The organism is Natrialba chahannaoensis JCM 10990, assembly GCF_000337135.1.
Lineage (GTDB): Archaea > Halobacteriota > Halobacteria > Halobacteriales > Natrialbaceae > Natrialba > Natrialba chahannaoensis.
On sequence record NZ_AOIN01000040.1, the window covers coordinates 12,932 to 37,166 of the forward strand.

25 protein-coding genes and 2 pseudogenes are annotated in these 24,235 nt (G+C 62.6%); 8 read left to right on the forward strand and 19 right to left on the reverse strand.

What is annotated here, in order from left to right:
- Positions 1–63: 63 nt before the first annotated feature.
- A complete protein-coding gene (locus C482_RS05555; protein WP_049896509.1) occupies positions 64–489 on the forward strand; it encodes a DUF5809 family protein in 426 nt (141 codons plus the stop codon).
- A 65-nt stretch (positions 490–554) separates the two neighbouring features.
- Here the strand turns inward: C482_RS05555 and C482_RS05560 are convergent, their stop codons facing one another.
- Positions 555–1,043, reverse strand: coding sequence for an NUDIX hydrolase (locus tag C482_RS05560; RefSeq protein ID WP_049896510.1), 489 nt, complete (start codon positions 1,041–1,043; stop codon positions 555–557).
- A 97-nt stretch (positions 1,044–1,140) separates the two neighbouring features.
- Between C482_RS05560 and C482_RS05565 the strand changes: the two genes are divergently transcribed.
- The gene (locus C482_RS05565) at positions 1,141–1,776 is read left to right on the forward strand and encodes an NUDIX hydrolase (protein ID WP_006166528.1); all 636 of its coding nucleotides are present in this window, start codon (positions 1,141–1,143) and stop codon (positions 1,774–1,776) included.
- A gap of 51 nt (positions 1,777–1,827) precedes the next feature.
- Here C482_RS05565 and C482_RS05570 read toward each other — a convergent pair whose 3' ends face one another.
- A complete protein-coding gene (locus C482_RS05570) occupies positions 1,828–2,082 on the reverse strand; it encodes a hypothetical protein (RefSeq protein ID WP_006166529.1) in 255 nt (84 codons plus the stop codon).
- Between the two features lie 159 nt (positions 2,083–2,241).
- On the opposite strand from C482_RS05570, the gene C482_RS05575 reads away from it, so the two are divergent.
- The gene (locus C482_RS05575; RefSeq protein ID WP_006166530.1) at positions 2,242–2,637 is read left to right on the forward strand and encodes a rhodanese-like domain-containing protein; all 396 of its coding nucleotides are present in this window, start codon (positions 2,242–2,244) and stop codon (positions 2,635–2,637) included.
- A 191-nt stretch (positions 2,638–2,828) separates the two neighbouring features.
- On the opposite strand, the gene yciH is transcribed toward C482_RS05575, so the two are convergent.
- From yciH to C482_RS05605, 6 genes are all read right to left on the reverse strand, one after another.
- Positions 2,829–3,122 (reverse strand): stress response translation initiation inhibitor YciH, encoded by a 294-nt coding sequence (yciH, locus tag C482_RS05580; protein WP_004217450.1) that lies wholly within the window; start codon positions 3,120–3,122, stop codon positions 2,829–2,831.
- A 119-nt stretch (positions 3,123–3,241) separates the two neighbouring features.
- Positions 3,242–5,710, reverse strand: coding sequence for a transglutaminase TgpA family protein (locus C482_RS05585; protein ID WP_006166531.1), 2,469 nt, complete (start codon positions 5,708–5,710; stop codon positions 3,242–3,244).
- A complete protein-coding gene (locus C482_RS05590) occupies positions 5,707–6,921 on the reverse strand; it encodes a DUF58 domain-containing protein (RefSeq protein WP_006166532.1) in 1,215 nt (404 codons plus the stop codon). Before C482_RS05590 ends, C482_RS05585 begins: the two co-directional genes overlap by 4 nt.
- Before the next feature lie 94 nt (positions 6,922–7,015).
- Positions 7,016–8,023 carry an AAA family ATPase gene (locus tag C482_RS05595; RefSeq protein ID WP_006166533.1) on the reverse strand — a complete coding sequence of 336 codons (1,008 nt, stop codon included), beginning with the start codon at positions 8,021–8,023 and terminating at the stop codon, positions 7,016–7,018.
- Positions 8,024–8,300: 277 nt separating this feature from the next.
- Complete coding sequence (locus tag C482_RS05600) at positions 8,301–8,495, reverse strand: cold-shock protein (RefSeq protein WP_006166534.1); 195 nt, start codon at positions 8,493–8,495, stop codon at positions 8,301–8,303.
- 175 nt (positions 8,496–8,670) lie between these two features.
- Positions 8,671–8,994 carry a DUF7573 domain-containing protein gene (locus tag C482_RS05605; RefSeq protein ID WP_006166535.1) on the reverse strand — a complete coding sequence of 108 codons (324 nt, stop codon included), beginning with the start codon at positions 8,992–8,994 and terminating at the stop codon, positions 8,671–8,673.
- 185 nt (positions 8,995–9,179) lie between these two features.
- Here C482_RS05605 and C482_RS05610 point away from each other — a divergent pair, with 185 nt between their 5' ends.
- Positions 9,180–9,374, forward strand: a complete 195-nt coding sequence (locus C482_RS05610; protein ID WP_006166536.1) for a hypothetical protein — start codon at positions 9,180–9,182, stop codon at positions 9,372–9,374.
- Between the two features lie 153 nt (positions 9,375–9,527).
- On the opposite strand, the gene C482_RS05615 is transcribed toward C482_RS05610, so the two are convergent.
- From C482_RS05615 to C482_RS05645, 7 genes are all read right to left on the reverse strand, one after another.
- Positions 9,528–10,550, reverse strand: a complete 1,023-nt coding sequence (locus tag C482_RS05615; RefSeq protein ID WP_006166537.1) for a 5,10-methylenetetrahydromethanopterin reductase — start codon at positions 10,548–10,550, stop codon at positions 9,528–9,530.
- 17 nt (positions 10,551–10,567) lie between these two features.
- Entirely contained in the window at positions 10,568–11,350 is a 783-nt protein-coding gene (locus tag C482_RS05620) for a coenzyme F420-0:L-glutamate ligase (RefSeq protein WP_006166538.1), read from the reverse strand.
- A gap of 36 nt (positions 11,351–11,386) precedes the next feature.
- A complete protein-coding gene (locus tag C482_RS05625) occupies positions 11,387–11,632 on the reverse strand; it encodes a hypothetical protein (RefSeq protein ID WP_006166539.1) in 246 nt (81 codons plus the stop codon).
- 193 nt (positions 11,633–11,825) lie between these two features.
- Positions 11,826–13,445 carry a hydantoinase B/oxoprolinase family protein gene (locus C482_RS05630; RefSeq protein WP_006166540.1) on the reverse strand — a complete coding sequence of 540 codons (1,620 nt, stop codon included), beginning with the start codon at positions 13,443–13,445 and terminating at the stop codon, positions 11,826–11,828.
- A complete protein-coding gene (locus C482_RS05635; protein WP_006166541.1) occupies positions 13,442–15,547 on the reverse strand; it encodes a hydantoinase/oxoprolinase family protein in 2,106 nt (701 codons plus the stop codon). The genes C482_RS05630 and C482_RS05635 overlap by 4 nt, the downstream gene beginning before the upstream one ends.
- 29 nt (positions 15,548–15,576) lie before the next feature.
- On the reverse strand, positions 15,577–16,782 hold the full coding sequence (locus C482_RS05640) for an Nramp family divalent metal transporter (protein WP_006166542.1): 1,206 nt from the start codon (positions 16,780–16,782) through the stop codon (positions 15,577–15,579).
- 191 nt (positions 16,783–16,973) lie between these two features.
- Positions 16,974–17,537, reverse strand: a complete 564-nt coding sequence (locus C482_RS05645) for a ribbon-helix-helix protein, CopG family (protein WP_006166543.1) — start codon at positions 17,535–17,537, stop codon at positions 16,974–16,976.
- A gap of 93 nt (positions 17,538–17,630) precedes the next feature.
- Here C482_RS05645 and C482_RS05650 point away from each other — a divergent pair, with 93 nt between their 5' ends.
- From C482_RS05650 to C482_RS05660, 3 genes and pseudogenes are all read left to right on the forward strand, one after another.
- Positions 17,631–19,016, forward strand: coding sequence for an NUDIX domain-containing protein (locus C482_RS05650; RefSeq protein WP_006166544.1), 1,386 nt, complete (start codon positions 17,631–17,633; stop codon positions 19,014–19,016).
- A 397-nt stretch (positions 19,017–19,413) separates the two neighbouring features.
- Positions 19,414–19,724, forward strand: a pseudogene (locus tag C482_RS05655) (NAD(P)-dependent oxidoreductase); the annotation flags it as partial.
- A 61-nt stretch (positions 19,725–19,785) separates the two neighbouring features.
- Entirely contained in the window at positions 19,786–20,253 is a 468-nt protein-coding gene (locus C482_RS05660) for an NUDIX hydrolase (RefSeq protein ID WP_006166546.1), read from the forward strand.
- Positions 20,254–20,524: 271 nt separating this feature from the next.
- Here C482_RS05660 and C482_RS05665 read toward each other — a convergent pair whose 3' ends face one another.
- Entirely contained in the window at positions 20,525–20,995 is a 471-nt protein-coding gene (locus C482_RS05665) for a GNAT family N-acetyltransferase (protein ID WP_006166547.1), read from the reverse strand.
- Positions 20,996–21,366: 371 nt separating this feature from the next.
- Positions 21,367–21,984: a GTP-binding protein EngB gene (gene engB, locus C482_RS05670; protein WP_006166548.1), complete on the reverse strand. Its 618-nt coding sequence runs from the start codon at positions 21,982–21,984 to the stop codon at positions 21,367–21,369.
- Positions 21,985–22,110: 126 nt separating this feature from the next.
- Here engB and C482_RS05675 point away from each other — a divergent pair, with 126 nt between their 5' ends.
- Positions 22,111–23,403, forward strand: a complete 1,293-nt coding sequence (locus C482_RS05675) for a TIGR00341 family protein (RefSeq protein WP_006166549.1) — start codon at positions 22,111–22,113, stop codon at positions 23,401–23,403.
- 15 nt (positions 23,404–23,418) lie between these two features.
- Here the strand turns inward: C482_RS05675 and C482_RS05680 are convergent, their stop codons facing one another.
- Together C482_RS05680 and C482_RS05685 are read right to left on the reverse strand one after the other, a co-directional pair.
- Complete coding sequence (locus C482_RS05680) at positions 23,419–23,847, reverse strand: hypothetical protein (protein WP_006166550.1); 429 nt, start codon at positions 23,845–23,847, stop codon at positions 23,419–23,421.
- A 100-nt stretch (positions 23,848–23,947) separates the two neighbouring features.
- Positions 23,948–24,235, reverse strand: a pseudogene (locus C482_RS05685) (GTP-binding protein); the annotation flags it as partial.

Here is a 24,235-nt window from a genome sequence, read left to right on the forward strand (position 1 = left end):
CAGTAGACAACTGCGTTGAGGAAACACGCAATTTGTAACTTGCTCCCGCCACCAGAAATGGGTATGCACACCGTTGGAACAGCGACGTTCTCGTCGATGGACGACGCGCGCGAACGCTATGCGGACGCCGGGCCGACGGCCCAGACGGTCGTCCGCGAGGTCGCCAAGGCAATGGCGTTCGACCGCGAGGAGTACGGCGAGCGCGTCACGAGCGACGTCGTCGAGACTGCACGCGACGTGCTGTTTGCGAGTTCGCTCGCGGTCACCGTCGGTACTCGTGAGGAGTTCGACGACTGGCGGGAGTCCTACGAAGGTGAGGTGTCCGTCATCGGTAATGAGAACGTTGACCGCGTCGTCTGGCATGCCGGGCCGGACGAGGAGGCGGTCGCCGCGACGTTCCAGAACGAGGAAGAAGCGGCGGTTTCGACGTTGCGCCGGCAGGCGTTCGGACGGCTCTACCGCGAATACGTCGAGCGCAGCGAGTCGTAAGCACTGTTTTAGTTCTCGAACCAGCGTTCCTACAGCTACCCTCGTTCCTACAGCTACCCTCGTTCCTACAGATACGGCCGGAGCAACGCCCCATCGTGGAGATCTGTTGGAAGCGTTTCGAACCACGACGCGGCCGAGATTTCCGCTGGCGTTATCCCCAGGTTCTCGGCGTCGGCGAGTGGCCCGTCGGCACTGGCTGCAAAGACGACGTACGTTCCAGTGTACGTCTCGTCAGTCGACGCCGAGCGGTAGGTTTGCTCGAGCACAACCAGCGGCTCGTGAATCGTTGCATCCAGTCCGGTTTCCTCACGGACCTCGCGGCGCGTAGCGGCACGCACCGTTTCGCCGGATTCGACGGCACCACCGGGTAACACCCACCCGTCGGACCAGCAATTCGAAACGAGCGCGATTCTGCCGTCTCCATCGTACACTCGAGCGGCTCCCGTACAGGCCGTTCCGTTCACCGCCCAGTCGCGAAACGACTGGAAGCGAGCCGCTGAGAGACGGATGGTCTGTTGCTCGCGCGGGACTCCATCGAATTCGTCGTCGAACATCTCACTCTCCACCATCTCCTGCCATGTCCGGCCCGAAAAAATGCGTTCCGGCACGCAACCCGCACCTATTACGGCTCTGACCCGGTATACGCCACCAATGACGATACCCGACGAGTGGACGCTTCTCGAGGAAGTGACCGAGTACGAAACACCGTGGTACGACGGTGGGTACGATCTGCTCGAACAACCCGACGGAAGCGACCAGCGCTACTTCTGGGCCGACCTCCCGCCAGCCGTCGTCATCGTCGCATGCGTCGATGGACGAGTACTCGAGTCGGCGTCCAGTGTTGAACTCGGGACCGGGGCCGAGTCCGAGTCAGTCGACACCCAGCAGAACCGCGATCACATCCTCTTCGTCGAACAGTACCGCCCAGCAATCCGCGAAACGCACCTCGAGCTCCCGGCGGGAATCGTCGAGGACGGGGAGTCCTACACCGAGGCAGCGGCTCGGGAGTTGGAGGAAGAGACCGGCTTTCGACCGACGAGTACGGTACTCTTACAGGAGTATGCGGTCGCGACGGGAGTACTCCGACACGATCGGGGAATCGTCTACGCAGACGGGCTGGTTCCTGGTGAACGTGAGTTAGATTCGAACGAGTTTCTCGAGGTGACGACCGTGCCGGTCGACCACGCACTCAAGCGAGCACGCGAGCAGCCGGCGAACGACGCAACGCTGACAGCGCTTTTGCTCGCTCACGAGGACGGGGTGCTGTCTGACTCTGTTGTCGAGTAATATGGAAGTTGGACTGGGCAAGCGCAGCGACTAGTATGAGGTACGACCGCGTTACCGGCTTGCGCTGTGGCCCGCCGGTTCAGAATCCTGGCCGTGATCTTGCTCTCCGCCTGGTTCGTCGACAAACTCGTCGCGTTCGAACTGAACTGCAGCGATGACATGGCCGACGATTGCCGCGAGGATGATGAGCCCGCCCGCGACTGTTGTCATCGTCAGCCCGCCCATGAACAGCCCCGCGACGAGTACCATCGTACCGACGAGCTGGACGCCGAACAGCGCTTCATATGTTACCAATTCACTTACCATGCGTATATCTACGCAATCGAGGATGATAACGCCTTGTTGCGGTCTCCCTGTCTGTCACTCGCGCTGGTCTGTTCGTAATGGGGAGACAGCCCACTACAATCTGTCCGGGTTGCGATCCGACCCATGCTCTTATTCTTCCGGCAGCCCAACGCGAGCGTAATGGACGGCGAAATCTCTCCCGACGAAGTCAAGGAGTTACTCGAGTCGGACGCCGACGTTCGCATCGTCGATATCCGCGATCAGCACAGTTTTTCCCACAGCCAGATTCCCGGCAGCGAGAACGTGCCCTTCCAGGAACTCACGAGTCGCGTCGAGGAACTCGAAGATGCCTCGCGTATCGTCACCGTCTGTCCGCACGGGAAGGCGAGTGTACAGGCAGCCCAACTGCTCAGTTCGTACGAGGGAACCGCGGATGCACAGATCGAGAGTATGGCTGGCGGTCTCGAAAAGTACGGTATGAAGTTCGGGCTCGTCTCCGGTGGCACCGAGGCGAGTGCTGACGGTGGTGCCAACAGTGAGAGTAGCGCTGACGCTGGTGCAGAGTCCCCGTTCTAACTGTCGGTGTTGTCGCGCCGCTCGTCGTAACCACTCTCCAAGCGCGAAGAAAGGGTCAGACGACCCATACGACACCGCTCGGCACCGCGAAAATACCGGGCCGCGGTTACTCATCGTCCGATTCGAGACCGGCGAGTTGCCGGTCGCCATTGCGTCGTGGGTTCGGAAGTCGTCTCAGATCATCGCGGGCATTAGGCGACGTTGAAACCGCGATCCCGAAGGAACTCTTCGATGCGTCCGGTGTGATTGCCCTGCAGCTCGATCTGACCGTCTTCGACGGTCCCGCCACAGGCAAACTTGGACTTGAGATCCGACGAGAGACTGTCCAGATCGACGTCCTTCGGATCGAATCCTTCGACGATCGTTACCTCCTTACCGTATCTGCGCTCGTCAATGCGGATGTTGAGTTGCTGTTGTCCCTTGGCCACGTCTTCACAGACGCAGAGTTCCTCAGGCAGCCCGCACGTCGAGCAGACTTCCGACATTACGTTCCTTGCTACGAAATGGCCATATTAAACACTATCGGGACCTACATGCTGTCGTGTGGTTCTTTTTGAGTGACCCACCCCGTACGGTACTCATTTTGGAGCGTCTCGAGCGCTGATCAGTTCCCGGAGTGGGTGGTGTCGTCATCGTCACAGGTACTCTTGTCACCGTTCTCGCTGCTATCGTCACCACTGCCACCACCGCCATCCCCATCGCCAGTATCGGCACCTATCCCACCCATCGGCAACTGTTCGCGCGCAAGTTCGTCAACGGCCTCGATCGTCTTCGCTGCCTCTTGCCGGCTCACACCGCCGCCGTAGACGGCTCGCTCGTAGGACTCGAGTACCGTCTCGATTCGATCGTCTGCGGGATCCAGGCTGCCTTTACCATCGCCCGTGACCTCGTCCCGAAGCGCTGCGACGTACGACCGGGCTGACTCACCCGGTCGCCGAGCTCGGTGAGTCCGGCCGAGCAGTCGCTCGAGGCGGCGATAGGCGCGCGCCGCGTCGTCGTCGGGGTTGTCAGTCGATCGTTGCCAGAAGAGGCCGACGAGGTGCTGGAGGCGCTTTCGGCCGTCCGTGCGATGGATGCCAGCTGCGAGCCCAATGAGGACGACTGTTGTGAGTGCAAGCAGTTCGCGTGAGACGGTAAATGGAAGCGAGAGTGCGCTGCGCTCGTCGCCCGTGTCACTGCCGTCATCGGAGCCGGGATCGGTTCCGTCGGTCGTTCCATTGTTTCCGTTTTCTGGGTCTGGATCAGGATCGGGTTCTGGATCACGTTCGTCACCGTTCGTCTCATTGTTGTCCTCTTCTTCGGGATCTGCTGGATCACGTTCGTCCTGTTCGTCTTCGTCGTCATCATCCTCGCGGACCGGCACGTCTTCGCTCTCTTCGATGTCGACGTTCTCGACGCCATCTTCGCGTGCGTCCTCGAGTTGGTCGGCGTGGACATCGTCGCGTTCACCGCTTGGCGTCGGTTCGAAGGCGACCCAGCCGTGATCGGGGAAGTAGACCTCGACCCAGGCGTGAGCGTCGAGTCCACGGACGACGTGGGTGGTGTCGTCAACCTGCTGGCCACTGGTGTAGCCGGTGACGTACCGTGTCGGCACCTCCTCAGCGCGCAGCATCTGGGTCATCGTCGTCGCGAAGTAGATACAGTAGCCCTCGTCCATCTCGAAGAGGAACTCCTCGGCGACGTTGCCACTCGGCTGGTCGACGTCGAGCGAGTACGACTTCGACGTCCGGAGGTGGTGCTCGATCGCCGCCGCCTTCTCGTACGGCGTCTCGGCGTCAGCCGTTACGTTCGCGGTGTACTCGGCAAATTCGTCGGATGTATCCTCGGGCTGTTGCAGGTAGCGATCCCTGACGTGTTCGGGATAGTCGGTTCCTGCCTGTTGGAGCTCGCCATGCCCGGGGTCGACGATGGCGCTCTCGGCGACGTAGCTGTCACCCTCGATCAACGTGGTCGAGGGGTGGACCTGCCCGTGTGAGGTGACCTCTGCGTACTGCGCTGCGCCGTCGGTGACCGACAACGGCTGTGGCGCGACCGGCATGACGCCGATATCGGTCTCCGCGGTCACGAGTTGCTGCATCGTCTCGTGGTCGCCCGGCGGCTCGTTTATCGGCCCGTCGAGTGGCTGTTCCTGTCCAGTTCGGACCCACTCGTCCCCTGTGAACCGGTCATAGACGCCCGTCCGCCAGTAGGAGGGGCGTTCCGATTCGACCGTAAAGCGAACCTCCGGTGAGAGGTCGACCTGCCCGGTGAACCCCGAGCGCTCACCGGCCGAATCGATGGTGCCCTCAAGTGTTCCCGCGTCCGTTGCCCCGATGCTCGCTGGCCCCGAATCACCGCCGGGGACGAACGAGACGGACAGCGAGAGGACGATGATGAGCGCAAAGAGGACTGCAAGCAGGTCGGCCTGGCTGATCGAGCCGCCGCGGCGCTCGAGTTCACCGAAGCCAACTGCACCCAGCCCGGCGAGCGTGCCAAGCAGGGTGACGTTGAGGTTGGCGTCACCGGTGAGCACCAGGAAAAGGAGGGCGAAACCGCCGGGGAGGACACTCAGCGCGTAGCGACCGCGGAGGGCGAGATACCACGTGAGGAACACCGGCGCGGGGGCAAAACCCAGCGTCCAGATGCCGGCTTCGACGGTGCGGATGAGCTGGTGTCCGGTCGCGAGCGTACCGATGTCAGCGGCCAGCGCGCCGGTCTGTGAGAGCACGATACCGACGCCGACACCGCTGCTCTCAAGGTAGTAGGCGAAGCCGAGACCGGCGACGGTGAGCGCCGCGAGCAGTGCGGTTCGTGGCCGGATCAGCCGTGCCAGTAGCGTTCCGGCGAGGAGCATCCCGACGACGAGTGCGAACAGCGACGGCGTTCCGCCGACGGCCTGGGTCACCTCGTGGAGGACGCGGACGAACGACGCAATCAGCAACAGCGCGCAGCCAAGCGCGAGGATACGGAACATGTCGGGGCCGATCGACCGGGACTGGGATGCAGTGTCGGTGACACCGAGCGAGATCGTCCGCGCGTTTCGGCGGTCGCTGCTGGTTCCGGTGGCGCTACCACTGCCGGTATCTGTGCTCACGGCAACACCCCCGATTCTTCTCCCGTGCCCGTCCCAGTGCCATTGTCGTGGTTGTGAGGGCCGTTCGTCGCCTGGCGCTGGCGATCCCGTCTCCGTTCTTGGTCGCGTTCATGTTCGTGCCTGTGCCTGTTCCCCTGCCCGCGACCTCGTTCCGACGTTCGATCTGCACCTCCCTCGTTTCGAAGTCGATCGAATTCGAACTCGAACTCGAGTGCACGCTCGCCGTGGGCTGCGTGCCCTTCCCCAATGATGACGGTCGTGCCGGACGTCCCGGCCACAACGCAGACATCGGCGTCAGCGCGTTCTTGCTCCGTGAGTGTGGCTGTCCCTGCGCGAGGCTCGAGTGCGGCGAGGACGCCGAGCAGGTCGTAGTAGTGGTCCAGCCCGGTGTCGGGCTGGCGTTCGGTGCCGTCGACGAGGAGGCCAACCTGAATGTTCGCCTCGTGAATTGCCGTTACGACGCTCGCGACTGCGCTCGCGAGGTCGTCCTCACGGCCGGAGAGACACTCTGCAGCGACGGTGATCGAACCGAGTCCCTCGTCGGCGGCGTACTCCGTGACGACGAGATCGTCCTCGGGCTGTTTGGCGGCGGCCTTCCAGTGGACGTCACGCAGCGAGTCACCGCGGCGGTACTCCCGGAGGTGGTCGAACTCTTTGCGGCTTCGGCGGGCTGTTGCATCTGCGATGGTTTGCAGTCGCTGTCCCAGTTCGCCGTCGAGGCTGCAGATCGCTGGATACACCGTGATCTGAATTCGCTCGTCGTACTCGTAGCGGCGTGCGAACAGTCCGAAAATATCGCTAACGGTGATCGAGACGGGACCGACAGCACGTTCACCACGGCTGGTGAGCTCGACTTCGTAGCTCACGTGCGTCTCGCCGTCGAGAATCGCACGTGTCGAGAGTTCGTCCATCTCGTCGGTGGCCGTCGGTCGAAGTCCCGTCCCAACCGCATCGCGAACCGTTGCGGCGATGTCGCTCTCCGTCTCGATGACGAACGCTATTTCGCGTGTCTCGCCGACGAAGCCGTCGTCAACGGGCTGTCGTCTGACAGCCGGTCGGTCGCGCCGAAACGTGATGAGGAAGCTGGCAGCCAGGACGATGACCAGCGGTGCGACGATGGCGTTCAGTGCTCGTGGACCGTACTGCCAGCTCATTGCAAGCGAGCCGACGATTGCAACAAGGACGACCCACCCGCGAGCAGTGACTCTCATGTGTGCGGTGTGGGTGTCGTGGCTGTTCCTGTAGTTGTACCTGGTACTGCTATCGGTCCCGGTACTGGTGCTGGTACCTCCATCATCGCCACTGTCATCCGTCAACCGGAACCTGCTCGAGTGCGTCCGCGACGATTGCTTTTCCGTCCCGTGTGCGGTTGTTCGTCTTCACACGGTGGCTCAGCACGACGGCAGCTTCGGCCTGCACGTCGTCCGGCGTCACGTAGTCGCGACCATTGATGACCGCGCGAGCCTGCGCCGCCCGGAGTAACGCGATCGTTCCGCGTGGACTCGCACCGATATGGGCGTTTTCGCGTGTATAGCCTGCTAACCGGGTCACGTACGCCCGAACTGGCGCTGCCACCTCGATGCGGGAGACGGTTTCCCGAGCACGCACCAGCGTCTCGCGGTCCGTGACGGACTCGAGTTCCTCGATCGGATGGGTGCCGACGGTTCGGCCGAGCAGTTCGGCTTCGTCCTTGGGGTCTGGATAGCCGAGATGCAGTTTCTTCATGAACCGATCGAGTTCGGCAAAGGGAAGATCGTAAGTTCGGTTCGGCTCGATGGCGTTCTGCGTTGCGATGACGGTGAACGGCGAGGGGAGTGACCGCGTTTCACCGTCAGCCGTGACCTGCTGTTCTTCCATCGCCTCAAGGAGCGCAGATTGTGTCTTCGGCGGTGCACGGTTGATCTCGTCGCCGAGAACGATATTGCCGAAGATAGGGCCGGGCTGGAACTCGAACTCGCGGGTCTGTTGGTTGAAGACGTTCACGCCGGTCACGTCCGTTGGCAACAGATCCGGGGTGAACTGAATCCGGCGGAACGTACAGTCGACCGAGGTCGCAATCGACCGCGCGAGCATCGTCTTTCCGACGCCGGGAACGTCGTCGAGCAACACGTGTCCGCGGCCAAGGAGGGCGGTGATGACGTGCTCGATGACGGACTCGTGGCCGACGATCACGCGCGCGACGTTGTCCTCGATGTCGGTACCGATCGACTCGACGCGTGTGAGCGGTAAGGGGTCGATTTCCTCAGTCTGCTCGTCAGCGTCAATCGGCGTCGTCTCGAGTACCATGTCGGTCGGTGGGTCAGCATCAGTCATCGGTCGAGGTGGGTGAGGGAGGGTGGTTCGTAGGCGGGGAGCACGGATTCATCTCGTTTGTCCGACTTGCGCAGGTCGTGAATATATGCTTTGTGTCGTTCCGGGTGACTATCATCCGCGCAGACTGCTTTCTGTGTGAGTGGGTCTCGTACCGTACTACGACGGCTTCAATAAAGTATGCTTGGCCTGCTGGCGTCGTTTGACAGGTCGTAGATGACCGCTGGCGGCGCTACGCAGCAGGTACTAATCAGAAAATGATACTGTGTGTATCGCCGATCTAGAGGCGCTCGACGTTCGTCGCGCGCGGCCCTTTCTCGGCCTCTTCGATCTCGAACTCGACTTCCTGGCCCTCTTCTAGGTCAGGTCCGCCAACGTCTTCCATGTGGAAGAACACGTCCTCGTCCGCGTCCTCGGTCTCGATGAATCCGTAACCGCCGGTGTCGTTGAAGAATGCAACCGTGCCTTTCGCCATTGCAGGTTTACAAAGCGGCGATGAAGATATAAATGTTCGGGGGACTGGCGCTCTATCCGTCCGAAAACCGACTGATATCACCACGTAGACGGATCATGTGGCGCTTTTCCGAAAGTCGACTCTCCGAGCGAGCGACCTCCGGTACAGAACCACAACAGACAGTCTCAGGCGGTACTTACCAGACCTTACACGCTGGGCAGACGAACTGGCCGTCGTCACGCCAGAGGCGGCGACTCTCTGCGTCACACTCCGTGCAGGTGTGTGGGAACTCGCTGTCGGGAGGTTGGACCGCGTAGGTGGCAAGCGAGGTGGTGAGTTCGATAGTGGTCGCGTCAGTGGCGGATTTCTCGTCCCCTGTGTCTGTTTCTGTCTGAGAGTCTGCCGTCGATGTGGGTGCGGATTCAGAATCAAACGCTGATCCGTTCTCTGCCGCTGACTCGGACGCAGCGTCGTCGTCTGCGTCCGTTCCAAACGAAGACAGGGTCGCGTCGTCAGTCACAGCCGTCCGTACGACTGTATTTGGCTTAGGTCCGGCGGTGTACATGCCGCACAGCAGACACCACTCTCACGCATCACTATACTGCACCCTGCACCACACCGCGACCGCCGCTGGCACAACCCGTCCCAGCCACCTCCTCGCACGCGACCGGCACGGCCAAGTACCACCGGTGACAACCCCCACGCATGGAAACCGTCGCAGTACTGAACGCCATCGTGGATAACATCATCGAGATGAACGAATACTTCAGTGGTGTCGCGACCGGCGAGGGATTCGCACCGCTGCTTATGATCGCCGGCACACTCCTCGTCGTCTTCTCGCTGGGCGTCTTCGGTGCGCTCACCGCCGGTGCGTTCGCCGGCCTCTTTACGAGCAACTAGACACTCCACTGCAGTCGTTTTGTCACCACTCACCTCAGATTTCCATCGAGCCATCGCTGACTCACCTCGCAACGGAACTCCGATCCACAACCCAACTTCTGTCTACAGTTCAACTGCTGTCCGTAACGCACTCTCGCTCCCGCCCGTAACTCACTACTCCGCCGACATCGCCTGCTCCATTGCTTCGCTCGCCTTCTCGACCGCACTCTCCAGCTCCGGGCCTAACGGTGAGCCCACAACGATGCCGTCGACGTACTCGAGTACCGCCCCAAACTGTTCGGCCACCTGTTCGGTCGTGCCGGCGATACAGAACGCGTCGATCATCTCTGGGGTGACGTAGCCGAAGGCCTCGGTGAGATTGCCCTGCGAGAGCGCGTCGCTGACGGCTTCGGCAGCCTCGCGGTCGATATCGTGGCGGTCGAGCACCGGGTCGGCCGCGCCGCCGACGATGAACGCAACTGGCGGTCGTGCGGCCTCGCGGGCGTCATCTTCGTCATCCGCGACGCTCACGCTGGCAAAGGCGAGCGCCTCGAACGGGCCGTGCTCGTCCGGGCGCTCCTCGAGTCCATGTTCCAGTTGTCCCGCGGCCCACTCGAGGTCCTTCGGGTGGGCAGCGTTCACCAGCACGCCGTCGGCGTGCTTGGCGCTCATCCGGAGCATGTGTGGGCCTTGCGCGCCGACGTAGACTGGGAGCTGCCCGGACGGCGGCTCGAGATTGAGCGACGCGTCGCTGGCTTCGAAGGTGCCGTCGTGACTCACAGTGTCGCCCGCCCAGAGGTCACGCGCCACGCCGAACGTCTCGAGGACGCGCCGGAGCGGCCGCTCGTGCTCGATGCCGAGATTCGCGAGCGAGGAGCGGTCGCCCGCGCCAATACCGAAGACGGCACGGCCGTCGCTCTCCTCGTCGATGGTCGCGGCCTGACCGGCGAGTTTGACGGGATGGCTCTCGTATGGGTTGATGACGCCTGGACCGAGTCGAATCTCGTCGGTCGTCTGCGCCATGCGCGAGAGCGTCACGAACGGGTCGCGGTTGAAGTAGTGGCTGCTCGTGAACGCGATGTCGAAGCCCTCGTCTTCGGCGAGTGCGGCGAGGTCGGCGATGCGCTCGGTCGGATGTTCGGGGGTGAGTTCGATACCGATGGTCGGCTCGTTTCCTGGTTGTGTATCGTTGTTCATACGTTGTGTATTGTCGTTCATGTGCCACCCTCCCACTCCCAGCCGCGGAGCGCCTGTCTGATGAGATCGTCCTCGACCGATCGAAACAGTTCGTCGCTACCCGCGAGGTCGCCGAACGCCCAGTCGCTAACGACGACCGCAGGCGTGCCGCCGGCCCCCTCGCCGGTGACGAGGTTTGCCGCTGCGGCGAGTTCGTCCACGACGGACTGTACCGTCACGCCCAGTTCGCGGCCGTCTCGGTCCTGTTCTCCGCGCCAGTCACGACTTGCTGGCATCCCATCCCAGCCGATTGCGACGCCGCGTTGTCCGTGACGGAACGGCCGCCCGCAGGTGTCGGTGACGATTACGGCTACGTCCTCGTAGCCGTGCTCAGCCAACCCGTCTCGGATTCGGGCCGCACTCTTACTCGGCCGTTCGGGTAGCAAGAGCAGGTCGTGCTCCGGCACGTTCGAGCGGTCGATACCTGCGTTCACGCAGATGTGGCCGAATCGCGTCTCGGTCAGCAGGAAGGGCGCGTCGATCAGCAGTTCCGTACTCTCCTCGAGTACCGCCTGGGCAAACCGGGGGTCTTTCTCTTCGCCGGCGAGCTCGGCGAGTGTGTCGGCGAGATCCTGGGCGCGGCCGCTGATGGGGTACTCCGTGAGGTCGGCGGTTCGCCCCTCGCCCTTCGAGACGACCGTGCTGGCGACGGTGAGCACGTCGCCGTCGGCGAGGTCGTCGCCGGCCCGGTCCGCGATGAGATCGGCGAGATCGTCGCCGGGACGGATCTCGGGAAGGTCCGTCACTGGTGAGAGTTCCATACTGGAGAGTCGGCGAGCGGCATCAAAAGGGCACCGTCACCGGAGAGAGTCGTCAGCTCTCCCCTCCAGAAACGCGTCGACACCGCGAAAGAGGATTCGAATGACGAATAGGAGCCCGTAGAACCAGAGACACAGTGCGACGACCGTTCCGAACACGCCGAACAGGTCTCTGGCAAGCAGTGCGCCGTAGCCGGTGAAGATGAGTGCCACCAGTATTCGTCCGAAGACCCACTGCGAAATCTCGTCGACCGACGCGGTCGGCGTTGGCTCGAACGCGTTCATGCGGATCACGAATGAGTCGAATTACTAACTATTTCCGATCCTGACTGCATCCATATCTGCATCAGCATCTGCATCTACGTCTCCATCTCCATCTGTATCTCTATCACTCGAGTCCCGCTGTACTCGAGGTACTCCGTATCTGCTACTCCTCGTCTGCTACCCTCGTCTGCTACCCTCGTCTGGCACTCCTCGTCTACTTCTCCTCTTGCTCACCGTGTCCACCACCGCCGGGCGTCCGCACGGTGACTGTCGTTCCCGCGTCGACATCGACCGTCGTCTTCGCGGGCACCGGCTCGCCATCGAGCAGGTTCTCACCCGTCGCACCGCCCTCGCCGCCAGCGACGCCCGCTGGTGCGTGGCGGCGGCGCTCGGTCAGCAGCGAGACCGTCGCGTCCGCCTCGACCGTGACGGTGCGCTCCAGTCCCTCGCCGCCGCGGAACCGGCCGCGGCCGCCGCTGCCCTCGCGCAGTGCGTAGCGTTCGACCCGGAGTGGGTACTCCGTCTCGAGTGACTCGACCGGCGTGTTGAGCGTGTTGGTCATTCCGACCTGCACGCCGTCCATACCGTCGCAGTCGGCACGAGCGCCGAAGCCGCCTGCGATGGTCTCGTAGTAGGTGAACGAGCCATCTCGCGCGCCGATGGTTAGGTTGTTCATCGTGCCCTGGCCCTGCGCCGGGACGCGGTCGGGCGCGGCCTCGGCGAACGCAGTGAAGACCACGTCGGTCACGCGCTGGCTGGTCTCGACGTTGCCGCCGACGACTGCAGCCGGCGGCTCAGGGTTGAGCAACGTTCCTTTTGGTGCGTGAACGCTCACGGGCTCGTAACAGCCGTGATTCGGGGGAATCTCAGGATCGGTGAGACAGCGCACGACGAAGTAGACGGCACTTGTCGCAACTGCGCGCGGAGCGTTGAGGTTGCCCGCCAGCTGCGCTGCAGTGCCCGAGAAGTCGACATCGACCGACGCGCCGTCGATGGTCACGGCGACGCTGATCTCGATATCGTCGTCCGTTACGCCGTCGCCCTCCAGATAGTCCGTCGCCTCGTAGGTGCCGTCGGGTAACGCCGCGAGTTCGTCCTCGATCCGCTCGCGCGAGTAGTCGATGACGGCGTCGAAGCCCGACACCACCGTCTCGCGGCCGTGTTCGTCGAACAGGTCTCGCAAGCGTTCCGCGGCTCGCTCGTTCGCCGCGCGCTGGGCTCGCAAATCAGCCCGGCGCTCGCGGGCGTTTCGCACGTTCGCCAACAGCAGCGAGCGCACCTCCTCGCGGACCTCGCCGCCGGCCACCAGCCGCGTCGGCGGTATTCGAAGTCCCTCCTGGTAGATCTCCTCCGCGCCCGCGGGCATGCTGCCGGGCGTCATCCCACCAACGTCGGCGTGGTGGGCGCGCGAGACCGCATAGCCGACGATTTTGCCCTCGACGGCAAGCGTGGAGACCATCGTCACATCCGGGAGATGTGTCCCGCCCTCGAACGGGTCGTTGAGCACGAAGACATCGCCAGGTTCTGGGTCGAACTCGAGTACGGCGTCGACGGCGGCGGGCATTGCGCCGAGATGGACGGGGATGTGTTCGGCCTGGGCGATCATTCGACCCTCGGCGTCGAAGAGTGCGGTCGAGCAGTCGCGGCGTTCTTTGATGTTGGGGGAGTAGGCCCCGCGAATCAGTGTTTGGCCCATCTCCTCGGCGATGCCGGCGAGCTGGTTGCGCAGGACTTCGAGGGTGACGGGGTCGATACGTTGGTCTGTGGTCGTGGGAGATTCGTCAGTCGAGCTGTTGGCTGCTGAGTCGTGGTTTGTCGAATCGTGATCAGTCATTCCTCACTCACCTCCGGACGCGTCATCGCAAGCGTTCCATCCGGCAGGATCTCACCCGTCCACCCGGGCGGGATCACCGTCGTACTCTCTGCCTGTTCGAGCACCGCCGGACCGTCGACCCTCGCGCCGGGTGCGACTCGGTCACGCTCGTAGACTGTCGCCTCGCTCTGTTCTTCGTCCGCGCCGGGGAAATGGGCGGTTCGGGTGCCGACGACCGCATCACCGCTCCCCTCGTGGCGAACGGTCGGCTCTGCGCCGGGAACGGTCGCCGTCGTGCGCAGATTGACCACTTCGATTGTCTCGTCCAGCGCGTACCCGTAGGTGCGCTTGTGGGCCTCGTGGAAGCGGTCGGCGACCGCGTCGGCGTCGAACGTCCCCGCCGCGCCCACGGGAACGGTCAACTCGAAACTCTGTCCGGCGTACCGACAGTCCGCCGCCCGTTCGAGTTGGGCCGCGTCCGGATCAGAGACATCTGCCAGCACGTCTTCGACCAGATCGTCGTACATCTCGCTGATCGTCGCTGGCGAGGCAGACTCGAGTGCAATACCCACAGTCCGAACGGCGTCGTGACTCTCGTCGGCGGCGAGGAGGCCGAACGCCGAGAGGACGCCGCCGGGGCGGGGCACGAGCACGCGCTCGACTGAGAGCGCGTCGGCCAGCGCCGCGGCGTGCATCGGCCCTGCGCCGCCGAAGGCGACGAGTTCGAACGCGCGGGGGTCGTGGCCGCGCTCGACCGTGACGCTGCGGATCGTTCGGGTCATCGTCGCGTTCGCCACGCGGTAGACGCCGCGGGCGGCCTCGAGTGCGCCGTCCAGACCAGCCTCTTCGGCAAGACTCGCCAGGGCGTCGTGGGCCGCCTCGACATCGAGAGTCATCTCGCCGCCGAGCGCGGTTTCGGGGCCGATGTAGCCGAGGACGACGTTGGCGTCGGTCACCGTCGGTCGCGTGCCGCCGCGGCCGTAGCAGGCGGGACCGGGCTGTGCGCCCGACGATTCCGGGCCGACGCGGAGTGCGCCGCCGGCGTCGACCCAGGCGATCGAGCCGCCGCCGGCTCCGACGGTGTTCACGTCGACCATCGGCGTCCGGATTGGGAGGCCGTCGATTTCGGCGTCGGTCGTCCGCTCGGCGCGGCCGTCCCGGACGAGGCTCACGTCGCTCGAGGTGCCGCCCATGTCGAAGGTGACGAGCCCTTCGGGTGTCTCGCGGTCTGTCTCTGCAGGTTCGTCGCTGTCGCCGCTGCCACTGGAACCGCCGACGGTCGCCCCCGCGCCGACGACACCCGCGGCCGGACCGGAGAGTGTCGTCGTAACGGCGTGTTCCCGGACCGTTTCCGGTGCTGCGGTGCCGCCGTTCGCCTGCATAATCTGCGGTTCGGGAATCCCCGCGTCGTCGGCCTGCTCGACGAGTCGGCCGATGTAGCGGTCGATCGCGGGGCGGACGTAGGCGTCGACCGTGGTCGTCGACGTGCGCTCGAACTCGCGGAACTCGGCAAGCACCTCGTGGGAGGCCGACACCGGAACCGAGAGCTCCTCGCGGAGCATTTCGGCGACCTGGCGCTCGTTCGACGGGTCGGCGTAGGCGTGCAGGAGCGAGACCGTGACGGCCCCGACATCCGCTTCGCGGAGTTTCGCTGCGAGGTCACGGACCTCGTCGGGGTCGACCGGCCGTTCAGCGCCCTCGGCCGTCGTCCGCTCGTCGACCTCGAACCGCCGTTCGCGGGGGACGAGCGGCGTCGGTTTCTCGGCGTCGAGGTCGTAGAGCGAGGGCCGGTCTTGGCGACCGATCTCGAGTACGTCGCGAAAGCCGGCGGTGGTGACGAGTGCCGTCGCCGCGCCGTCGCGTTCGAGGAGGGCGTTGACCGAGACGGTCATCGCGTGGTTGAACTCGTCGATTTCGCCGGGGTCGATGCCCGCGTCGGCGCAGGCTTTCTCGATGCCTTCGAGGACGCCGACGTGCTGGGGGTCCGTGCTCGGCACCTTTGCGGTGACGAGACCGTCAGCGACGGAGAGGGCGACGTCGGTGAAGGTACCGCCGACATCGACGCCGATGCGGGTATTCGAATCGTGTTTCGTTGTATCCTGCTGTGTCGCGTGTGTGTTCATTTCGTTCACGTTTGTCTCTGTGTCGTGTCTTAGAGGACGATGATATCGTACAGTGTCTGCAGACCGATTCCGATGACAACGAGCGTCACTGCGCCGCCGAGGATGTTCTGAAGCGTGCTGTTGGTATGCTCGCCGAGCAGTTCCTCGTTGTTCATCGCATAGATGAGGAAGGCCGCGAGGATCGGGAGCAGGAGTCCGTTCGCGACCTGTGCGAAGACGATCACCTGGACAGGATCGTAGTCGAGCGCCGAGAAGGCGATTCCCGTTCCGAGGATCGTCATCCAGATGAGCCGAAAGCGCGTCGAGGTGAGGTCTCGTTCCCAGCCGAGCGCGCCGGCGGTGGCGTACGCGCCTGCCAGCGGTGCGCTCATCGCACTCGTGAACCCGGCTGCAAAGAGACCGATCGCGAAGAACCAGAGCGCGTAGCCGCCGAAGACTGGCTCGAGTTGGTCCGCCATCTCGCCGACGTTTCCGATCGAGGTGCCTTCGGGGAACACTGCAGCCGCCGTGACGACGATCGAGGTCGTGATGAGGCCGCCGATAACGACCATCCCGATCGTGTCAGTGCGACACTCGGCGAGGTCGCTCGCGCCGTCCCATCGCTCCTGGACGGTGCTCGCGTGCAGGAACAGGTTGTAGCCGACGACCGTGGTGCCGATGAGTCCGGCGATCAGGTAGGCCGAGCCGTCGGGAATCGTCGGGACGAGGCCCGCCGAGAGCGATCCGATGTCCGGTCGCACGATGGCCGCATTGAGCACGAACGAGAGTCCCATGACGATCACGAGTCCGATAAAGACGTGCTCGATCAGTTTGTAGTTCCCCGTCCAGAGCAAGCCGGCGGCGACAAGACCGATGAGCGGCCCCCAGACGTTCTCGCTGATGTCGGTAACCGTGGCGAGCCCTGTCGCACCGCCGACGATGTTGCCTGTCTGGAACGCCGCCGTTCCGATACCAATCGCACTGACGACTAGCACGACGACACTCGTCTTGACTAGCGGGTTCGAGAACTCGCTTCGAAATGCTTCGCCCAATCCTTCCTGCGTGATCAGTCCGAACCGCGCGCTCATCTCCTGGAGCACGATCGTCGCGAAAATCGAGAAGACGATCGTCCACACGAGTACATATGCGTATTCGGCACCGAGCACGCTCGCAGTCGTCACGGTACCTGGTCCAATGAACGCCGCGGCGACGAGTGCACCTGGTCCGATCGATCGTATGCGGTCAATGACTCCCATGATGATTGTCCACATGCATCGCTCGGAGAAACCACCAAAAGCGTTGTTAAGAATTACACATACGTCTCGAGGCCAGGAAATTTGGAGTATGAACGAGTATGAATCCGTATGAACACCGCCGCTGTGGGAGACAGAACGCCCCCATTCTGAGCCACGTTCATTCTCGAGTCTAGTCAGGCTACTCTCCCGGCTCACGCCGCGTCAGGTGCCGTATCGCGGTCTTCTTCGGTGATGATCGCCTTCGACACGCCGCGTTCGACCTCGAGTTCAGTCCCGATTCGAACCGTGCTCCGTTCGATAAATCGCGTCATGAACCAGCAGATCGACTCCGAGGGAAAAACCACATGATACATTCCCTCTTCTTCCCCTCGAACCTCGAGAAAGCCACAGAACGACAGCCACTCGAGTAACTCCCCAACGCCGGAAAACCGATCCGCGTACTCGCGGGCGTGATAGTCGGAGACGCGGTCTGCGGCGTCGACGAACTCGGGGTCTGGGTCGCCACCGGCGTAGCTGTACTCCAGAAAGGCGTGCAAGAAGTCGACATCGAGTAGGACGTGTTCGCCCGAGGCGAGCATGCGGTAGTACTGTTCTAAGTTATCACTCGGCTGGCGCTCTGCGGCGTCGAAGTTGGCCGCGTAGAAGGCGAGCGCGCGCCGGACGACCTCGCTCTGCCCGGCGTTCGTCTCGGCGACCAGTGTCTCGAGGGCGGTCTGGGCCTCATTGTCGAGTGAGACCGTTACGCGCTGTGTCATGGTCGCTGGTCGGACTCAAGACGGGTATAGTTCACGCACGGTGGCTCCGCTGTTCCCGAAAGTCATTCCGTTGCGGCCCCCATGAGGCCACGTATGAGCGATTCCACGAACGGCGATGGGACCGAATCTGAATCTGAATCCACCCACGCCGATGTCGTCACCGCCTTTCTCCGCCATCGCGGCGAAATCCTCCTCTTGCGCCGCAGCGACGCCGTCGGCACCTACACCGGGCGGTGGGGCGGCGTCTCCGGCTTCGCCGAAGGCGACCCCGACGCACAGGTCCGCACTGAAATCCACGAAGAAACTGGCCTCTCGGACGCCGAAATCGACCTCGTCCGGTCCGGCCGCTCCGTCTCCGTTACCGATCCCGATCTCGACCGCGAGTGGACGGTCCACCCCTACCTGTTCGACGCCGACAGCCGCGACGTGACTCTCAGTGCGGAGCACGACGCACTCGAGTGGACACCACCAACGACCATCTGCATCGACCCGGACCGCCAGACGGTGCCGGCGCTGTGGACGGCCTACGAGCGCGTTGCACCGACGGTGCGCTCGATTACGGCGGACGACGAGCACGGAGCGGCCGCGCTCTCGATCCGCGCCCTCGAAGTGCTTCGGGACCGAGCGGGACTGGTGGTCGCCGAGCGCACGGATTCCGGCGACGGCGACAATGCGGACCAGCACGTCGACGCTAACGCCGAGGAGGAATGGGCCGAACTCACCGCGCTCGCCGAGCGACTCCTCGAGGCGCGGCCGTCGATGGCGGTGCTCCGAAACCGGGTGAACCGGGCGATGGCGACGGCGATCGAGGACCTCGACGCGGAGGCGGCTCCGGACGCACAGGTTGTACTCGAGTCCACCCTTGCAGGAATCGACCGCGCGATTACTGCGGACGACGACGCTGGGGCAACTGCGGCCGACGCCATCGACGGTGCTGTGCTCACCCTCTCGCGCTCTGGAACCGTCGTCGACGCGCTTCGGGCCGGCGCGCCGTCACGGGTGTTCGTCGCCGAATCCAGACCCGCGTTAGAGGGAGTCGACATCGCCGAGGAACTGTCCGCTGGTGCCGTCGACTGTCCCGTGACGCTCCACACCGACGCCGCAGCCGCGCACGTGCTCGCAACCGAATCCATCGATCGGGTGCTCGTCGGCGCGGACACGATTCGCCATGATGGCGCTGTCGTGAACAAGACCGGGACGCGCGCAGTCGCCATTGCCGCTGCCCACGAGGACATTCCCGTGACCGTCGTCGCCGCTACGGACAAAACCTCGACTCGTGAGGAGGTTGCACTCGAGTCCGCCGCGCGCGATGCGGTTTACGACGGCGACGCTGCGGTCGATGTGCTGAACCCGACGTTCGACATCACACCCGCCGACTGCGTGACAGCGTTCGCGACGGAACAGGGGCTGCTCGCGCCCGCCGAAATCGGGGGAATCGCTGAGAACCTGCGTGCACTCGAGTCCTGGCGCGACCACTGATACGGTTCGCTGTAAGTCCTTACCGGCGCAACCGCAGGGCGGGTCGCGGTTGCGCCGGTAAACAGTTACAGCAATCCGTATGAAGCGACAGAGGGAAACCCGTTCGTCGAGTAGGGATCGGCGGCGGCCGTGACGAGCAGTTACCCCCTCCGAGCCCTTTGTGACGAGGACTTTTCCCGAGCCGCCGTTTCCGAACGGATCTAGCGCCGGCCATTGCGACGACACTGTTACAGGTTGGCAATGGTTGAACATTGAGTTGTCTGCATCGAGTGATGTGCAACCCAGTCCAACCAACTCGCCGGTGAGGGGCAATATCCGATACTCACTCCCAGTCTCGACCGTGAAATCACGTTTCTCGGTATTCACGACCGGGGACGGCGTCTTTCCAGCGACCGAACTCGCCGACGCTGAGTTCATCGACGCTATGCGCGACGATGCCTCCTTCGTCAACATCGGCACGGTTCCAGTGTCGCTGAGCCTGCAGTGGTCGATGCACTCGAGTCCAACTCGATCGAAGGCGCGGGCCTCGACGTGTTCGAGACGGAGCCGCTGCCAGAGGAGTCTCCGCTGTGGGAGATGGACGAAGTGATCATCACGCCTCACTGTGCCGCGTTTACGGTGGATTACTTCCGTGATGTTGGTGGACTGGTTCGAGAGAACGTCGAGCGCCTCAGAGATGGAAAGGAACTAACGAATCAGGTCGTCTGACTGCTGAAAGGTTTCGATCTGAATAGATTGCGTTTAAGCGGTATGTTCACCTTTCGCCGATATGGAAACAACGCGCCATTTCACAGCAACGGTCTACATCGTCAACGACGGTGCGACTGCCCTCCACGAGCACAAGCGTCTCGGGTTGACGATTCCACCGGGCGGTCACGTCGATCGGGACGAACTACCTGCGCAAGCCGGCATTCGAGAGGTCCGTGAAGAGACAGGTCTCGAGGCGACACTGCTCTCCGATCCAGAACCGATTGGAGCACCCAAAGGTCGGCCGCTTCCGACACCTCGCCACCAGATGCTCTATGATATCAACACCCACGACGGCACGGTGGGTCACCAACACATCGATCTGATTTACTACGCGACGGTCCCGAGCCGCGATATTTCGCCTGCCAACGACGAGGTGAACGCTGCGGCGTGGGAGTGGTACACGAAAGCAGATCTTCTTCAAAGTGACCTGCCTGACGATGTTGTTACGCTGGGGACGGAAGCGATTACTGCTGCCGCCGAGTTTTGATACCGTTCTCTGCTGAAGCCTCCACACGAACAACTGGGTGTCGACTCAAGCAGTTGCGAGGGTTGTCTAACCCGGGGAAGAAGGCTTATAGAACTCTTCTCATTGTGTTGACTACATCGACTCTCCCGGTGAACTGGCCGATAAGTAGGTCTGCGAACTGACTACCAATCAATATAGCAGATATCAACCATATTGAGCGGCGTACAAGATAGAGTACGCATATCTTGTTAAATAGACGCCACCGCTTCGGGAAAGAGAACAGGTTCGCTCGTTATTGGATCTGCTTTTCCATCACGATTTCGTCGTACTCTCGATACTCCAGAGGATATGGTTCGGTCCTCTCGTATCCACGGTTTCGATACAGAGCAGGTAAATATGGATGCTCCTCGGGCGTCGTTAGCCAGACTGTTGAGTGGCCCCACTCCCGGACTAACGCTTCCGCATAATCTAACAGTTCACCACCGATTCCTTTGCCTTTCCACTCTTCATGTACCGCGAGTCGGCTGAGTTTTATTCGATCATCATCAGTGACCTCTAGACGAACTCCTCCCACGATTTCGTCGTCCATTTGGGCGACGAATAGTCGGCTGTCCTCTACCCAGTTTTTTACCGTTTCCGAGGTTGCTGATGCAGCCTTCGTGGGGAACCCTAGTCGTTGGTTTTCCGAATATGCACTCCGATAGACCTCCGCGAGTGTCTCGGCATCAGCCACGCTCGCTCCCCGGATCGCTACTTCTATCATCAGTTACTGAGAACGTGTCATCCAATCACTATTAAATGCCATCAAAACGGTGGGTTATCGACTCCATCGTCCCAAATCACACGGGATTTGCTGCATCCTGCCTCTGTCTTGCACGGCATTCCAAACAGACTCCGGATAGATCAGAGTACAGTGCGTTCATTCCTTCGCCTGTACTTGTCGTTCGTCGGGTAGTCGCAGAGAAGGTACGAACTGTTCTATGTCTCCTTCGGGAAAGGTACTCTCCACACTGATTACCGCGAGTTTTTATCGAGCGAAGCGGGAGCGAAGATCCCGCGAGGGCCGAGGGAGCGTTGCCTTCTCTCGAGATTTGCCGAGGGCCAGCTTTGCTGGTCCGCAGCGTAAACGTTCGCTTAGAAGAATTTGAACAGATCGTCCCGGTTCTGTTCGTGCAGGTGCTCCCGAACCGACTCGTTCAGCGAACTGATCTGACCGTTCTTCGCGGTGATCGGCGCGATGGTCTCTTGCCACTGTTTCCACGGCGGGAGGATGCCGAGACGGTCACAGAGCTCGTTCAATCGCTCGTCGCGGTCGTCGACTTTGTCCATCTTGTTGACGGCGACGACGGTCGGGATTTCGAGTTCCCGCAGGAAGTGGAACATCTCCACGTCGTAAGGGATCTCGTCGGGGCCGGAGTGGCGGTCGATGATGTCGATGACGCTCTTGCCGTCGACGACCAGAACCGCGACGAGAACGTTGTCGGCATACTCCTCGATGTACTGGACGATGTTCGTCTTGATTTGTTCACGTTGCTCCTCGTGGACACCGCTCATGAAACCGAATCCAGGGAGGTCGGTGATGACGAAGTCTTCGGGTGCCCAGTCGTAGTGGTTCGGACTGCGGGTGACGCCGGGATTGCCACCCGTGTCGAAGCTGTGACCGGTGAGTTCGCGCATGAGCGTCGATTTGCCCACGTTCGAGCGGCCGACGAGGATAACTTCGCCCTCGCGATTGGGGCGGGTATCGAACATACCGCTGCTAGGGCGCTCTCGGGTTTATAAGCACCGTGACTGGGCCGGCGCTGTGGCGTCTCTCCCGCCAGCAGATCGTTCGGAGATGCCCCCAAGTTATGACCCCCGGGGTATTCAGTGGCTCACGTGCGCCTCGTACAGCTGACGGTTCCAACCGGGAGACGAGAGACGATTCTCGAGACGCTCGACGAGCGAGAAATCGATTACGTCGTCACGGACGAGGCCAGCAACCGGGAGTACACCGCTGTCGTCTACTTTCCGCTGCCATCGGCTGCGGTTGAACCCGTTCTCGACGAACTACAGGACGAAGGGATCGACGAGGATGCTTACACCGTCGTTGTCGACGCCGAAACGGTAGTCTCACGCCGATTTCAGGCGCTCCGAGACGAGTACGAGAAGGGTGATGTCGAGTCAGATCGCATCTCCCGCCAGGAGCTGCAGGCCGAAGCGGAGTCGCTGACCCCGACGTTCGGCGTCTACGCGACGATGACGATCGTGAGCGCCGTCGTCGCGACCGCCGGCCTGCTGCTTGACTCGCCGGCCGTCGTCGTCGGCTCGATGGTCATCGCGCCGTTGATCGGGCCGGCACTCGGCGCGAGCGTCGGCTCCGTGATCGACGACGAGGAGCTGTTTACCGAGAGTATTCTCTACCAGCTCATCGGGATTGTACTCGCAATTGCGGCCGCAGCCGTCTTCGCCTGGCTGGTCCGGACGACGAACATCGTCCCACCGGGTCTCGATATTGGCTTGATCGACGAAATTTCCGAACGGCTCACACCGGACTTGCTCTCGCTCGCGGTCGCGCTCGGGGCCGGCGTCGCCGGGATCGTGAGTATCGCGACAGGGATCTCCGTCGCCCTCGTCGGGGTGATGATCGCGGCTGCGCTCATTCCGCCCGCTGCGGCCGCTGGCGTCGCTATCGCCTGGGGAGAGCCGTCGGCCGCAATCGGCTCGACTGCGCTCGTTCTCGTCAACGTGCTCTCGGTGAATCTCGCCGGACTGTTGACGCTCTGGTACGCCGGCTATCGCCCCGAAAATCTGTTCTCGCGGGACGAAACCGAGCAACGCGTCCGTGAGCGAGTTGTCGGACTCGCCGCGATCGTGTTCATCTTCGCGATCTTCCTCGGTGGCATTACCTACGCATCCTACGGGCTTGCGACGTTCGAGGAGAGCGCACAGAACGAGGCCGAGATCGTCCTCGGAGAGGACGAGTTCGCGGAGTACCAGCTTATCGAAACGGAGGTGATCGTCGACGAGGACTACCCGTTCGTCGGGCCTGAACGCGTCATCGTGACGATCGGCGGCCCACCCGGTGAGGAAGAGCCTGGCATTGCCGATACGGTAGCGGAGCGAATCAATCAACAGACGAACGAGGACGTCATCGTCGAGATCAGGTACATCGGTCAGGTCGAGCGGTGAGGCCGGTCGCCGGCTCTATCGTCTGCGAAACCGCTCAAGCCGGCTGGCTCGTTCCGGTTCTGACTCCAAAGCCGACTCATGTCCTTTCTCTGTTGGCTCTGTCGTCGATTCCGTCTGTTTCCGTGTTTCGGAAGCTGTCGATTTCGACGACTGTCGCCGGCTATCGTCTCCGTTTTCGGACTTCTGGTCTGCACTCGAGTCCGATCCTGGCTTCACTGCTGACCACAGGCTGCTGGCCAGCCAGCGAAGCCAGTTTCGTGGCCCACCGATACGCTTGACGAGATACGTCGGGAAATACAGTGCGATCGCTCCGAGCAGGAAAAAACCGATGCCGGCGACGACACGGTCCGTTCGAACGAACTCGAAGCCGACGACGAACATCGGCCCCGCCATCGAGAGTCCGGCGGCGAGCTGGAGCATGCTGAAGATGCCGGGTCCCTTCATGCTCTCGTCACCTCCTCACTCCGTCTGCTCGACTCGTCCGTTCGCCAGTTCGCCAGTTCGCCCGCTCGTCCGCTCGTGGCCTCGTGAGTTCATACGCCAGTTAGCCGTCGAACGGCAACTCAGGCTCGAAGTCGATCGCCTCGACGGCCGCCTCAAGCACCGTCTCGACGTTCTCGCCCGTCTCGACGCTCATCTCGTAGTCCGCGTTCAACTCGTCGAGCAGGCTCTCGTCCCACGCCTCTGCGCGGTCCACCTTGTTCGCGATCGTCAACACCGGTACCGTCTCGAACTGTGCCGCGATCGAATCGCGCAACTCGAGTTGCGACGCCAGCGGATAGCCACACTCGGCGCTGGGGTCGACCATCACGCTGTCTCTTATACACATCTC

Coding starts and splice junctions, on each gene's coding strand:
- C482_RS05620 (WP_006166538.1), bottom strand. CDS start 11,350: ATGGAACTCTCACCAGTGACGGACCTTCCCGAGATCCGTCCCGGCGAC.
- C482_RS05565 (WP_006166528.1), top strand. CDS start 1,141: ATGACGATACCCGACGAGTGGACGCTTCTCGAGGAAGTGACCGAGTAC.
- yciH (WP_004217450.1), bottom strand. CDS start 3,122: ATGTCGGAAGTCTGCTCGACGTGCGGGCTGCCTGAGGAACTCTGCGTC.
- C482_RS05640 (WP_006166542.1), bottom strand. CDS start 16,782: ATGGGAGTCATTGACCGCATACGATCGATCGGACCAGGTGCACTCGTC.
- C482_RS05650 (WP_006166544.1), top strand. CDS start 17,631: ATGAGCGATTCCACGAACGGCGATGGGACCGAATCTGAATCTGAATCC.
- C482_RS05615 (WP_006166537.1), bottom strand. CDS start 10,550: ATGAACAACGATACACAACCAGGAAACGAGCCGACCATCGGTATCGAA.
- C482_RS05630 (WP_006166540.1), bottom strand. CDS start 13,445: ATGACTGATCACGATTCGACAAACCACGACTCAGCAGCCAACAGCTCG.
- C482_RS05600 (WP_006166534.1), bottom strand. CDS start 8,495: ATGGCGAAAGGCACGGTTGCATTCTTCAACGACACCGGCGGTTACGGA.
- C482_RS05635 (WP_006166541.1), bottom strand. CDS start 15,547: ATGAACACACACGCGACACAGCAGGATACAACGAAACACGATTCGAAT.
- C482_RS05625 (WP_006166539.1), bottom strand. CDS start 11,632: ATGAACGCGTTCGAGCCAACGCCGACCGCGTCGGTCGACGAGATTTCG.
- C482_RS05665 (WP_006166547.1), bottom strand. CDS start 20,995: ATGATAGAAGTAGCGATCCGGGGAGCGAGCGTGGCTGATGCCGAGACA.
- C482_RS05610 (WP_006166536.1), top strand. CDS start 9,180: ATGGAAACCGTCGCAGTACTGAACGCCATCGTGGATAACATCATCGAG.
- C482_RS05660 (WP_006166546.1), top strand. CDS start 19,786: ATGGAAACAACGCGCCATTTCACAGCAACGGTCTACATCGTCAACGAC.
- engB (WP_006166548.1), bottom strand. CDS start 21,984: ATGTTCGATACCCGCCCCAATCGCGAGGGCGAAGTTATCCTCGTCGGC.
- C482_RS05560 (WP_049896510.1), bottom strand. CDS start 1,043: ATGTTCGACGACGAATTCGATGGAGTCCCGCGCGAGCAACAGACCATC.
- C482_RS05680 (WP_006166550.1), bottom strand. CDS start 23,847: ATGAAGGGACCCGGCATCTTCAGCATGCTCCAGCTCGCCGCCGGACTC.
- C482_RS05555 (WP_049896509.1), top strand. CDS start 64: ATGCACACCGTTGGAACAGCGACGTTCTCGTCGATGGACGACGCGCGC.
- C482_RS05595 (WP_006166533.1), bottom strand. CDS start 8,023: ATGACTGATGCTGACCCACCGACCGACATGGTACTCGAGACGACGCCG.
- C482_RS05590 (WP_006166532.1), bottom strand. CDS start 6,921: ATGAGAGTCACTGCTCGCGGGTGGGTCGTCCTTGTTGCAATCGTCGGC.
- C482_RS05570 (WP_006166529.1), bottom strand. CDS start 2,082: ATGGTAAGTGAATTGGTAACATATGAAGCGCTGTTCGGCGTCCAGCTC.
- C482_RS05645 (WP_006166543.1), bottom strand. CDS start 17,537: ATGACACAGCGCGTAACGGTCTCACTCGACAATGAGGCCCAGACCGCC.
- C482_RS05575 (WP_006166530.1), top strand. CDS start 2,242: ATGGACGGCGAAATCTCTCCCGACGAAGTCAAGGAGTTACTCGAGTCG.